Annotated in this window: 11 protein-coding genes; 6 read left to right on the top strand and 5 right to left on the bottom strand. The window is 47.3% G+C overall.

What is annotated here, in order from left to right; translation table 11 throughout:
* Positions 1-77: 77 nt before the first annotated feature.
* From NX720_RS03505 to NX720_RS03495, 3 genes are read left to right on the top strand one after another with little or no spacing between them, the layout of a single operon-like run.
* Positions 78-1,058, top strand: coding sequence for an ABC transporter permease (locus tag NX720_RS03505; protein WP_262599410.1), 981 nt, complete (start codon positions 78-80; stop codon positions 1,056-1,058).
* The gene (locus NX720_RS03500; RefSeq protein WP_262599408.1) at positions 1,055-1,999 is read left to right on the top strand and encodes an ABC transporter permease; all 945 of its coding nucleotides are present in this window, start codon (positions 1,055-1,057) and stop codon (positions 1,997-1,999) included. Before NX720_RS03505 ends, NX720_RS03500 begins: the two co-directional genes overlap by 4 nt.
* A gap of 44 nt (positions 2,000-2,043) precedes the next feature.
* Entirely contained in the window at positions 2,044-2,580 is a 537-nt protein-coding gene (locus NX720_RS03495) for a GNAT family N-acetyltransferase (RefSeq protein ID WP_262599406.1), read from the top strand.
* A gap of 57 nt (positions 2,581-2,637) precedes the next feature.
* Here NX720_RS03495 and NX720_RS03490 read toward each other — a convergent pair whose 3' ends face one another.
* The 3 genes from NX720_RS03490 to NX720_RS03480 all read right to left on the bottom strand — a co-directional run bounded on the left by NX720_RS03490 (position 2,638) and on the right by NX720_RS03480 (position 5,094).
* Positions 2,638-2,973: a hypothetical protein gene (locus tag NX720_RS03490; protein WP_262599404.1), complete on the bottom strand. Its 336-nt coding sequence runs from the start codon at positions 2,971-2,973 to the stop codon at positions 2,638-2,640.
* Positions 2,974-3,054: 81 nt separating this feature from the next.
* The gene (locus NX720_RS03485) at positions 3,055-4,230 is read right to left on the bottom strand and encodes a glycosyltransferase family 87 protein (protein WP_262599403.1); all 1,176 of its coding nucleotides are present in this window, start codon (positions 4,228-4,230) and stop codon (positions 3,055-3,057) included.
* A 78-nt stretch (positions 4,231-4,308) separates the two neighbouring features.
* On the bottom strand, positions 4,309-5,094 hold the full coding sequence (locus NX720_RS03480) for a DUF1338 domain-containing protein (RefSeq protein WP_262599402.1): 786 nt from the start codon (positions 5,092-5,094) through the stop codon (positions 4,309-4,311).
* Between the two features lie 51 nt (positions 5,095-5,145).
* On the opposite strand from NX720_RS03480, the gene hemG reads away from it, so the two are divergent.
* Positions 5,146-5,808 (top strand): menaquinone-dependent protoporphyrinogen IX dehydrogenase, encoded by a 663-nt coding sequence (gene hemG / locus NX720_RS03475; RefSeq protein WP_262599400.1) that lies wholly within the window; start codon positions 5,146-5,148, stop codon positions 5,806-5,808.
* Positions 5,809-6,148: 340 nt separating this feature from the next.
* Here the strand turns inward: hemG and NX720_RS03470 are convergent, their stop codons facing one another.
* A complete protein-coding gene (locus NX720_RS03470) occupies positions 6,149-7,474 on the bottom strand; it encodes a TolC family outer membrane protein (protein ID WP_262599398.1) in 1,326 nt (441 codons plus the stop codon).
* A gap of 354 nt (positions 7,475-7,828) precedes the next feature.
* Between NX720_RS03470 and NX720_RS03465 the strand changes: the two genes are divergently transcribed.
* Both NX720_RS03465 and msrA read left to right on the top strand, forming a co-directional pair.
* Positions 7,829-8,527, top strand: coding sequence for a M23 family metallopeptidase (locus NX720_RS03465; RefSeq protein WP_262599397.1), 699 nt, complete (start codon positions 7,829-7,831; stop codon positions 8,525-8,527).
* 33 nt (positions 8,528-8,560) lie between these two features.
* On the top strand, positions 8,561-9,190 hold the full coding sequence (gene msrA / locus NX720_RS03460) for a peptide-methionine (S)-S-oxide reductase MsrA (RefSeq protein WP_262599396.1): 630 nt from the start codon (positions 8,561-8,563) through the stop codon (positions 9,188-9,190).
* A gap of 59 nt (positions 9,191-9,249) precedes the next feature.
* Here msrA and NX720_RS03455 read toward each other — a convergent pair whose 3' ends face one another.
* Positions 9,250-11,901, bottom strand: a complete 2,652-nt coding sequence (locus NX720_RS03455; protein WP_262599394.1) for a serpin family protein — start codon at positions 11,899-11,901, stop codon at positions 9,250-9,252.
* Positions 11,902-12,001 lie beyond the last annotated feature (100 nt).

Raw genomic sequence — 12,001 nt, 5'->3', positions numbered from 1 at the left:
GTTCATTAACTATTCGTTAGATGATAGTGAGCAACCGCTGTTTCAGGAAGATTTAAACTAAACGACCGGGTTGTATTATGTTGCTGTTTTTATTTCGAAGGCTGGTTCAGGGACTGGCGGTGATGTTTGTCATCAGTCTGATCAGCTTTTCTATTCAGGATAACCTGGGTGACCCACTGCGTGAGATGGTGGGGCAGTCAGTATCTGAAGCGGAGCGCCAGGCTTTACGAGAAGAAATGGGGTTAAACGACCCGTTTCTGGCTCAGTATGGACGTTTTATATCGAAGGCGGTTCGCGGTGATCTTGGAACGTCTTATTTCTTCAAAGAGCCTGCCTTGCAGGTGATTATGGACAAACTTCCGGCAACGCTGGAACTGGTATTCGGCGCTACTTTATTAATCGTCTTTATTTCGGTGCCTTCAGGGGTTTACTGCGCCATTCGTCCCAATAGCTGGCTGACCCGGCTGATATTGGGGGTGAGTATTCTGGGCATCTCCATCCCTGTTTTCCTGACCGCTATTTTCTGCATCTACCTGTTTTCTATTGAACTGGGATGGCTGCCTTCCTATGGGCGGGGTGAGCTGGTTTCTGTCTTTGGTCTCTGGGAGAGTGGTTACTTCTCTAAAGACGGGATACTGCACCTGGTGCTGCCCTGTTTTGCTCTTGCCAGTATTATGCTGCCGTTGTTTATTCGACTGATTCGCTCTGAAATGGTGGAAGCGCTGCATACGGAGTATGTGAAGTTTGCTAAAGCCAAGGGGCTGAGAAAAGTTCGTGTTTATTTTGTTCATGCCCTTAAAAATACCATGCTGCCGGTACTGACAGTGGGAGGGGTGCAAATTGGGACAATGGTTGCCTATACCATTCTGACCGAGAGTGTTTTCCAGTGGCCGGGTATGGGCTTTCTGTTCCTCGAAGCGGTTCACCGGGTTGATACGCCGTTGATTGTGGCGTACCTGATTGTGGTGGGTGGCATTTTTGTGATCGTCAATACCCTTGTGGATATTCTCTATGGGCTGATCAATCCAACGGTAAATCTGGCAAGGACCGCACAATGAGTGAACTGACAATGCAACAGCCAGTGTCTCGCTGGCAAAGAGTTAAAGATTCCGATATCTGGTATAGCTTTACCCGTGACTGGGTGGCCATGGTGTCGGCCTGTGTATTTCTTTTGCTGGTCGGGGCGGCGGTGTTGGCTCCCGTGATTGCGCCTACCAACCCTTACGATCTTGCCAGTATTGATATTATGGATTCAGAGCTGCCCCCGACCTGGGCTGAATACGGCGATGAACGTTTTCTGCTGGGAACCGATGATCAGGGCAGGGATTTATTGAGTACCATTCTTTATGGCGCCAGAATCTCGTTGATGATTGGTTTGTTTGCAGTCCTGTTGCAAGCGGTTCTGGGCATTACGCTGGGTTTGATGGCAGGGTATTTCGGGGGGCGGCTCGACAGTTTTCTGATGAGAATTGCGGATATCCAGTTATCCTTCTCCACCATGATGGTGGCGATAGTGGTGCTGGCCGTGTTTCAGGCATCCTTTGGGTCGGAACTGTATAACCGGTTGGCGATGTTAATGCTGATTCTGGTGATCGGTATTGCTGAATGGCCTCAATATGCCCGAACCATTCGGGCTTCTGTGCTGGCCGAGAAGAAAAAAGAGTATGTAGAAGCGGCCAGGGTGATGGGGCTGGGTAGTCGACGCATCATGTTCCGACATATTCTGCCTAATTGTCTGTCACCCATTCTGGTGATTTCAACGGTGCAGATTGCCAATGCCATTATCAGTGAGGCGGCATTATCGTTTCTTGGTTTGGGTATGCCGGTGTCAGAGCCTTCGTTGGGGGCGCTGATTTCCAGTGGTTTTCAGTATATTTTTTCCGGCAGCTGGTGGATTACCGTGATTCCCGGTGTGGTGCTGGTGGTACTGGTTCTGGTGATTAATCTGCTGGGTGACTGGTTAAGGGATGTGCTTAATCCCAAGCTGTATAAAGGGTAACTTCCAGCACGCTGACTGCGAAAAATATAAGAAAGGAGTATTGAGTGTTCAAATTAGTTGTTGATGATGAGATTTCTTTGTATCTCGTCAATGAAGCCTTCACTGAAAGATACGTTGAGTTGTTGGAAGAAAATAATGAATACCTTTCAGAATGGCTGGAATGGCCAGGGTTTTGTAAAAGCCAGAATGATTTTAAAGAGTTTGTGAAAGAGTCTCTTCATAAATACGCAGATGGCAAGGCTATGACCTGCGCTGTTGAGTTTCGCGGTCAAATCGTTGGTAACTGTGGATTAAACGCTATTCATCATCCTCTCAAAATGGTTGAAATGGGCTATTGGATAGGAAAGCAATATCAAGGCAATGGGATTATCACTCGTGTATGCCGTTACCTTATCGATTATGCCTTCACAAAACTTGGCATGGAAAAAGTGCAAATTGCAGCAGCAGAGAACAATCGCCCAAGCAGGGCTGTCTGCGAGCGTCTTGGTATGCAGCTGGAAGGAATCATCACCCATCGGGAAAAGGTAGGAGACAGGATTCTCGATCATGCGATTTACGGCATTCATAAAGCCAAAACCTGACTCTTGCTTCAGCGCCGCCTGAGGCGACCGGTTTGGAAGCATGAGTCAGGTGGCGTGTTAATTGTTGGCGCTGGGAATCAGTTGGCGGATGAGAAGTTCAAGCTGGTCGAAGCGTTTGTCTTGCTGCTCGAAGCGTTTGTCAATCTGGTCGAAGCGGCTGTCTTGTTGCTCGAAGCGCTTGTCTTGCTGCTCGAAGCGTTTGTCAATCTGGTCGAAGCGTTCACGGTTTTCTTGTTGGTTCGCATCAATCTTCTTAGCCAGTAATTCGATAGCTATTTCATGCCGAGTGCTGTGTAGGAACAGTCTTTTAATATGGTTCTGCGAGTTTTTAACGCTGATCTCTATGCGGCTAACGGCACTCCAGAGGTCATCATTGTTTTTATCCTGATTCATGCGTACACCTGTTTATTTTTTGTGCGTTGAGCATAGCAGGTAGCGAGAGATAACGCAGAGAAATCTGAAAAACGTTTCGCTCTACTCAACCTGCGTATCACTGATGAACTGTCGTTTATGAAAGAGTTGCCAGACCACCAGAAGGGTAAAGGTTAAACCCATTAACGGATTGACCCAGCTGGTGCTGCCTGGCACCAGCCATCTTGATAGCTCAAACGCTTGCAATACACCCAGCGAAATAAGCCCGACAGCTATCGCCAGATATTTGTTCTGCCACAGATAGATGGCACAGGCGAACCATAGTGCAAGAACGGTTCCAAGAATAATGTAGTCGGTATTAACGCTTCGGGGGTTGAACATAAGGTGATAGCAGGAAGCCAGTGTCAGGAGGTAGAGAAGAGCTGTTTTTATATCAAACTGTCGAATGGCAAACCAGCACAACAGCCAGGTGACACCGGCCAGTATAACTTTAATCAGGTGCTGCGAGTGATCAGAGATAAAGAGTCCAAATACCTGAAATACATTGAACAGGCTGGCAAAATTCTGGGTATGGACACCATGGTGCATGGCAGACTGCGCCATATCGACAAAGTTGATGTATTGCTGCCAGCTGTATTCCCAGCCGCCAAAGAGTATGGGCAGTGCCAGAAACAGCAGCATAAGGGGGGGAACCCTGAACCATAAAGGGCGAAACAGTGTTGTTGCCAGCAGGAAAAAGACGATAAAGGTTGGTTTCAGGCTCATCACCAGTGCCAGTATGAGTGCGGCGCTGTTCCAGCGTTTTTCAGCGATCTGACAGACCACCAGCACCATAACGGCTGTCAGGATGACATTCACCTGGCCGTTGCGAAAACCAGAGAAGGCAATAGGCACGGCAATGATACTCATCATGCCAAGCCATTTGCCCAGGGTTCCGGGTGAACGATTATTGATCATATAGATCAGGCAGATCAGGGCATAGAGATAGAGGATAATAATAAATAACCGCCAGATCAGATCAGTCATGGCTTCGGAAATGTGCAGGAACGGAGTAAAGAGTACAGCGAAAAGCGGTGTGTAGATAAAACCACCGGGACCGGAGTAGAGAGCTACTCTATCTGTCCAGCGCTGCCCACCCAGCAGATAGTTGTCGACAACGGAGTGGCTGCCTGGCTCAAGAATAACCTTGGCAAAAATCAGAATAAAAGCCAGTAACCAGAGGAATAGACCCAGCTTTTCAAATCCGGTTGTGTTTTTCAGAATATTGTTGGAATGCATGAGCTTTTATCGTTTGCAGAGCAAAGCCGCTTCTGAGGCATCAGTGTTTTATGTTTGTGATGGATTTAATATAGACGGCTAATCGGCTTTGGTGCAGGAAAAGAACTTTTTATACAGCTTTCCGGATGGATTTTTGAATCGCAGAGTAAAATGATAACAGCCGGTTGAGACTCTGGCTTTCTCCTGAGAGCCGAAGTTGACTTCCATCTGATCGGGCAGGCTGATCACCTGTTCGATCATCTGATGCGCTGACTCCCTGATTAGCCCTGAACGATTATCAAGAGCGAAGCCTTCTTCCATTAACAGCTTGACCAGTTTGAGCATATCGTTCTGTCGACCAAGATGATTAACACTGACCGAAAAATAGTGGGCTGACGTGCCAAAAAGGCTGAACCAGGCAGCTATTTCATTGTCAGACTGTAAGGTTTCAAACTGCTGCAGGGTTGGCTTGTGGGGCGGAGTCTGATCCAGGCTCCAGTGTGCAGGGTTGCTGCTCTCACTGGTTATCTGTGTCATTATCGACTGAGAGGGTTGACTCAGGCAATGTACATCCAGTTCAGTAATTAAGATGGCAGGCACTTCCAGAGCCGGGTGGTGAAGCCAGTAAAGTTCAAGATGATCTTTGGGGCAGCTGGCTCTGTCCCTGATGCAATAGCCAAATTGTTCCAGCTGCTCTGTTAGCACGGAGCTCGAAGTCCATGGTAAATTCACGGTTCGGAGACTGATATGATCGTGAATTACCCGCTTGTTGTGTCCTTCCAGTAAATGATAAATCTTCAGAGCCTGGGGAACTCTCTGGCAATAAGTCACCCATAACGGCGTGATCAGATCGGATAAGATGGTTTGATAGATTGTTGGGCTCAAAGCAACAGCCTGTTTTCAAAAACGCTGCCTCAGTATGAAACAGTTTTACAAATGCTGCCCTGTAATACCCTGCTTTTTTACTGGTACAATCGCTTCAAGAAAAACAGAGCGAGTCTATTGCACATGTTAAAAATTGCCTTGCTATATCAAACTCGTGAAGGTCAGACGGCCAGAATTCTGAATGTTGTAAAAACACAGATGGAGCAGTGTGGTTTTCAAACAACAGTGCTTGACGTCGGGGAGCCGTCCGCCAGTATTGATCTGGATAACTTTGATGCATTTATCTTAGGTTGCTCCATCCGGTATGGACATCATCATAAGAAATTTTGTCAGTTTGTTGAGCGCAACTATCAAACCCTGAATAGCAGGCCCAGCTTTTTCTTTTCCGTCGATCTCACGGCCAGAAAACCGCAACGCAGTCGCCCGGATAATAATCGTTATTTGCAAAAGTATCTCGGTAGAACCCGGTGGCAACCCGGTCTGGTTGATGTATTTGCGGGTGCCCTGCTGTATTCCCGTTATGGTCTGTTTAGCAGACTGGCGATTCAGTTGATTATGAAACTGACCGGGGGGAGTACGGATACGTCGAAGGATATTGAGTATACCGACTGGAGGCGGGTGGATAAGTTTTGCAGGACAGTAGCAGGTCAACTGAGTGACAGTGTCAGGCAGAAGTCTGAGCAGGTTGTCACCTATGCTGAAGCTTCTGCCTGAGGGTAGATTAATCTTTGCAGAGTGGCAGGAGCAGGCCAAAGCCATAGAGTGCGGGGGTAATCAGGGAAGCGGCAAGAATGATCTGGTCCATAGCTGAATCCTTTTTTATTGTTGTAATTGGTCAGGGGGCTGAAGCTTAGAATATACCGCTTTTGGCTTTTGGCTTTTGGCTTTTGGCTTTTGGCTTTTGGCTGTATGAGCAGCTAACAGCTAACAGCTAACAGCTAACAGCCAATAGCCCGATATGTTTCTGATTGCTGTCCCCCTTACTCTTCTAGGATATCAGCAAAAAAAGTTGGTTGAAAAGAGGCTGGGACGTCCATGTCAGGGAAGTGGAAAATCAGCTGTCTACGATTTGCCAGCTGGAGGGCAGCCCAATATTCAACTGCTGCATCAGATGCCCAAGACCATTAAGCACCCGGAAGCGGGCATACAGGCTACGGTGTACAGCTGTCGTGTATGAGCGTTGAGCCTGAAAGTTTTCGTTCTCGCTGTCCAGCAGGTCAAGTAGAGTACGCTTACCCAATTCAAACTGCTTCTGATAAGCCTTTACAGTCTGAGCACTGGCGTCCATGTGTTTTTTTAAATAGGGTTCTTCAGCGGTCAGGTTTTCCATTGCAGCCCAGGCCATTCTAAGGGTCTCCTTGACCATGCGTTGAGTATCCTGCTGCATGGCATGGCTCTCTTCTACGCGGTAAGCCGCTTCCTGACGACGGGCGCTGTCGGAACCTCCACGAAAGAGGTTGTACTTCATGGTCAGCATGGCCATGGTATCTTCATGACGGCCTGTCTTACCGTTAATATCTTTGTCCCAGCGCTGGCTCAGCGACAGGTCAATGGAGGGCAGAAAGGCGCTCCGGGTCTGGTCATAGCCATATTGAGAGGCGCTCAGGTCAAAGTTGCTGGATTGAATCGCAGGGTGATCCTGCAGGGCAATAGCCAGCGCCTGCTCCAGATCGGCTGGCAGAACCCGCTCATCAATACGGGGCATGATCAGGTTATCAGCGGTCTGATTGACCAGACGCAGGTATTGAATCTCAGCGTCTTCAAGGTTATTACGGGTGCTGATCATATTGGCGCGAGCCCGGGCCAGACGTCCCTCAATCTGATAAAGGTCAGACTGGTTGGCAACCCCCTGGTCATAGCGTTGCTGAATCAGTTTGTAGATGCGTTCATGGGAAGCCAGGTTGCTTTTTGCCAGCGTCATTTGTTGGCGGGTTTCCAGCAGCTTCAAGTAGATGTCAGCAACCTCCAGAGCGAGGCTTTCTGCCTTGGTACGCAGTTGTTCCTTGCGACCGTGCTGCAGCTCCTGAGTTTTGCGGTATTCGTTGGTGGTAGAGAGGCCATCAAACAGGTTCTGGTTCAGGATCAGGGCATTTTCCCTGGGCCTGAAATCTTTCTGGTCGGTTCCTTTCTTTTCTGTTGTGGGATTAATAAGGCGTTCATGCCCGATACCGGCTTTCCAGTCTAATGTAGGCAGATAACCACCACGGGCTGCCCTGACGCTTTCCTGGCTAGCCTGATAGCGATTGTAAGATGCCTGTGCCTGAGGGTTGCTTACCAGGGTTTGTGTAATCGCTTCCTCCAGTGATACCGCATGGACAACTGCGCCCTGAAGGGCGGCAGCAACCATCAAGACAGGAGCTGAAGCACGAAGTATTTTCATGGAGGCGTTTTCCTCTGAATCCTCAAAGAATGGTAACAGTTGTTTTGAATTTTTTTGTTGTCACAGAAGCATCCCGCCGAGATTAGCTCTGAATAACTTTCCGGGTAAAAAGAGCTGAGTTACCCCGCAGTAACCTGTTTGACTCGATTGAAATTAGCATAGTTTTTGAAAATTGCAGGGAATTGGTATTAGTATCCGTTTTTTTATATCGTCTGGAGTGAGCTGCGGATTTACAAAAAGGAAATAATTTTGATGATAAGAACGCTTTCTGTATTGCTCTTAATCTGCTCGCCTCAGGTTATAGCGAGCGACGCTAACCGGCTCAGTTCAAGACTAAAACCGGGGGGCTTTTATGTGGGGTCTGTTCAACCTGGCACAAAGGTACAATACAAGAATCGGCAAGTTCGAGTTTCCGGGGACGGGCAGTTTATTATTGGCTTCGGGCGAGATGCTAATTTACAACAGAGCTTCAGGCTTATCCATAAAGATGGCAGTTCAGAGCGGGTTAATCTGGCCCTGAAGCCCCGTGAATACACTATTCAGCATATCAACGGAGTTGAAAAAAAATACGTTCATCCTGCCCCGGAGGTGATAGATCGTATTCGGGATGAAGCAAAAGAGGTAGGACAGTCCCGGCAGTTTAATACGGTAGGAAAGGACTTTTTTTCTGGCTTTAGTCAGCCTGTACGGGGACGTATTACCGGGGTTTATGGCAGTCAGCGTTTTTTTAATGGTGAACCCAGAAGGCCGCATTATGGTCTGGACTTTGCTGCGCCAAAAGGGGAGCCCGTTATTGCTGCGGCAGATGGTATTGTCAGGCTGGCGGATAAAGATCTGTATTTTTCGGGTGGCACTATTGTGATTGACCATGGACTTGGGATTTCCAGCAGTTACCTGCATTTAAGTGCTATTAGTGTTACAGAGGGTGAAACCGTTGAGCGTGGTCAGCTGATAGGTGAAATAGGTGCGACGGGACGTGTAACGGGCGCGCACCTTGACTGGCGGGTAAACTGGTTTGAGGTTCGGCTCGATCCTGCCCTTATGATGCGATGAGCTTTGTTCAAGACAGCTTTTCTGGAGTGATTCATGGCAATTTACAGCAAGCAGATTATACCTTCAGCCGATGAGGCATTGCCCGGGCGAGAAAAATCAATCGCTCTGGCCGGGCAACATTTTGTTCATGGGCGATCTATTGTGGCTCCGTTTCCTGAGTCCTGTGAAGAGATTTATCTGGGGATGGGGTGTTTCTGGGGGGCTGAACGACTGTTCTGGAAGCAGCCTGGCGTGTGGACGACAGCGGTTGGTTATGCCGGTGGTTACACGCCGAACCCTTCTTATCGGGAGGTCTGTTCAGGTGGTACAGGTCATGCTGAAGTTGTGATGGTGGTATTTGATTCCGGTGTGATCACTCTGGAAGCGCTAATGAAGCTGTTCTGGGAATCACACGACCCTGCCCAGGGGATGCGTCAGGGCAATGATATTGGCACTCAGTACCGTTCTGTTATTTTTACCACCACAAGGGAGCAGCAACATCTGGCAGAAGCGTCGAAGGAGGCTTATCAAGCGGCGATGACGAGCAGTGGTAAAGGCAAAGTAACGACAGAGATTCGGCAGGCTCCCTCTTTTTATTACGCAGAGGATTATCATCAGCAGTATCTGGCAAAGAATGTGAATGGCTACTGTGGTCTCGGTGGAACCGGGGTTTGTCTGCCCTGAGGTCAATCAAGTCGGCTACGGGGCAGGCTGGGAACCGCTAGCCGACGTGAATTAATAGACTAATAATTTTCGTTAAGCTGCTTAATTAATTCTGTCTTGGCTGAGAATAAAACTTCCACATAAATATTGCCAGTTAACTCTCCATAAATACGAAGAAAATTATGGAACTGTGTTTGTAGAGTTTCTTTTAATCTTTTCATTAGTTTTTCTGCGTCATTTTTACTGCTGACATGGATATCTATATATGTGCTATCCAGTTCTATTTTGGTGATAGCTAAATCACGCTCTGGGTTTAGTTTTTTATTTATTTTTCCGCTGAGTTCTTGCTCATATTGCTCATCTGGCTCATATTTCTTCCATTGATAGGGGGAAGATGGGCTTAGAGTTGGTTTTTCTGTTTTTTCTGTTTTTTCGGTAGAGGCAGGCTGAACAGGTGTAGAGAATTCCGGATCCCCATAGGTAACGAGATATTCATTATCATTTATTGTGAAACTGATAAGTTTAATACCATTCTCATCCTGGATGATAACTAGGGTGGGACTGTTTATCATAAATGTTTCTGTAACAATAGCAGTAGTTCCAGATCTGCTAGATATATTTGCAGAACTCACTACTTCGACACTGGCTCCTTTTTCATTAATGGAAGCCTTGATTTCCTGAAAAATTCTCAGAATACTATTATCTTTCATTTCTAACCTTGAAAGTTTTTCCGGTGTTATTTCAGTACTCAGGATATCATTGATATGACTTAAAAGATTGATAGGATTGCTTTCTATTTTTATTTGGGGAAGTAGAAAATTTATTTTACGTTCCCTGACTCTATTTACGGCTTTAATTAAATTTTCCAAGGTTGCTTGATCAATCATTTTTATGGTTTTATTACCATGGCGTTCCGCTTTTATCGCAATGAGAGAAAATTCATCACCGTTATCAGGCTTGAATCTTTTTTTGATGACAGAAAAACCATTTTTCTCAGCAAGCTGATATTTACCCGGCTGACACATCATTTTAACATTCGTGACTTCCCTGCCATCTGCAAGCAAAAAACGTCCTCTTGAAGTGTTCTTCTCATCGAATTTATTCTGCCAACTTCCCTGAAATAAAAGTAAATTTACTATGGCAGTATCAATTCCTTCATCATTATTTTTTTCACTTATGTCCTTAAAGAAATTGGTGAATTTTCCATTAGTTTTTTGTTCTATGAAATCATCTGCAACCTCTTCTACACTTTTATGTTTATTAGCCATAAGTATCTGTGTTTCATAGGCTTCGGATAATATCTTTGTAAGCTTTTGATTGCTTTTAGGCCAATTGGATGCAATGAAATTAATCGTGTTAACCATCCGGTTATTACCAAAAGGGTGTGTGCGACTGAATCTGCTAAGCGACCGATGTATCTCCGATTCCAGTTCCGGTGTTAAAGAGCCACTGGCAAGAGACAGAACGTCTTCCTTGTCGTTATTATTTTCCATAGAGGCCAGGAGCATGCCTAGCACCGGAGCCAGGCTGACAGGAGATATTGCAGTGCTTGATTCGCTCCGGATATTTAATAACTCGAATGATAATTTATCGATGAAGTGTTTAACAATTTCATTTGCCTGCTGTTCTAACTGACCCGGACAGTCAGGTTGATAGGCCTCTGCCCCTCTGACCGGTTCTGATGTGGCTTGATTTTCATGGCAAGGCTCACCATTACAAAGGGGGCAACTCGAACTGTATGTATGACGCGGCTTCTTCGGTGGCGTAGGGCCATCGTCTCCACCTCCACCTGCACCCTGCTCGTCGTTATTGCTGGCTTGCGACGACCCGGCGGCAGCGCTGTCGCTGGCGAGCTCCTTGCTATTGCTTACTGCGGCCTTATAGGATTTGCCCTGGGGATCCACGCCCCGCGCCTGCCGGACAGGGAGTTGTCCGTGGTTGATATCCCTCAATGTTTGAAGCAGCAACTGAATATTGCTGGTTAGAAGCGTTAATGCTTCTGCATTTGCATCAGATTTTGTCAATAGCTGCGACAGCCGTCTTTTCAGTTCGGCGTATATCAGACCGGGAGGGCTTGCCTGCCAATCATCATACAGTGCTGTATTTTCAGAAGCCGGATGACTGGTGTCGCTGATAACCGTGGCCGGATCGACTCCGGCTGTCGTCGGGTTTTGAGCCAGTTGATTAGCCAGGGTATGGTCTTCGTGTTGTAGCAGTTCCAGAGTGTCATCCTGTAGCCCCGCCAGCAGCAGGGTTTGAAATGCCGGGTTTGAATCGGCTTCTGCCCTATTGGTTGCCAGGTTGGACAGATCGGCTTCGATAATCATAATCCGGTCTTGCAGAATCGCTGGCAGATCCCTTTGGCCACTTGTGATCGCCTGCTGCAATCTTTGTCTGAGTCTTCTTAGTAATTCCAGCTTTTGCAGCAGGCTTTGGTTATAAAGGTCAGGTAGCCATGACCATGGCGGCAACTCATTGCCGGATATAATAAGAGTCAGTTCAGGGGGAGGGGGGGTGAAGCCTTTGTCAGGATCATCGTCTCCATTGCTTCCGGCTGCAGCCACAATGGGCTCAGCGTTTTTTGATGCTGTTTCGAGCAGCTTATCCAGAGGGAGAGCCTGTAGTTGCAGCTTCAGCAAAAGGTTAACCAGCCCGGAATAAAGTTGACTCAGCGTGGGTTCAGACACGGGCTGCCCCGGCTTTATGACCACTCTCATGTTTTGATCAGTCATGGACAAATACAGCGTAGAAACCCGGTTTGTCTTTTGCCTGCCTGCCCGTTGATGGTGTCGGCTGGCCTGGCTTAGTTGCTGCTCCAGTTTGCGCCGTACA

This window comes from Endozoicomonas euniceicola (assembly GCF_025562755.1).
Taxonomy (GTDB): Bacteria; Pseudomonadota; Gammaproteobacteria; order Pseudomonadales; family Endozoicomonadaceae; genus Endozoicomonas_A; species Endozoicomonas_A euniceicola.
This window is presented reverse-complemented; position numbering and strand designations above follow the sequence as displayed.

What these genes read in the sequence shown, in the direction of transcription:
- NX720_RS03485 (WP_262599403.1), bottom strand. Translation starts at nt 4,230, where the DNA reads ATGCATTCCAACAATATTCTGAAAAACACAACCGGATTTGAAAAGCTG.
- NX720_RS03490 (WP_262599404.1), bottom strand. Translation starts at nt 2,973, where the DNA reads ATGAATCAGGATAAAAACAATGATGACCTCTGGAGTGCCGTTAGCCGC.
- NX720_RS03455 (WP_262599394.1), bottom strand. Translation starts at nt 11,901, where the DNA reads ATGACTGATCAAAACATGAGAGTGGTCATAAAGCCGGGGCAGCCCGTG.
- NX720_RS03505 (WP_262599410.1), top strand. Translation starts at nt 78, where the DNA reads ATGTTGCTGTTTTTATTTCGAAGGCTGGTTCAGGGACTGGCGGTGATG.
- NX720_RS03470 (WP_262599398.1), bottom strand. Translation starts at nt 7,474, where the DNA reads ATGAAAATACTTCGTGCTTCAGCTCCTGTCTTGATGGTTGCTGCCGCC.
- msrA (WP_262599396.1), top strand. Translation starts at nt 8,561, where the DNA reads ATGGCAATTTACAGCAAGCAGATTATACCTTCAGCCGATGAGGCATTG.
- hemG (WP_262599400.1), top strand. Translation starts at nt 5,146, where the DNA reads ATGCTGCCCTGTAATACCCTGCTTTTTTACTGGTACAATCGCTTCAAG.
- NX720_RS03500 (WP_262599408.1), top strand. Translation starts at nt 1,055, where the DNA reads ATGAGTGAACTGACAATGCAACAGCCAGTGTCTCGCTGGCAAAGAGTT.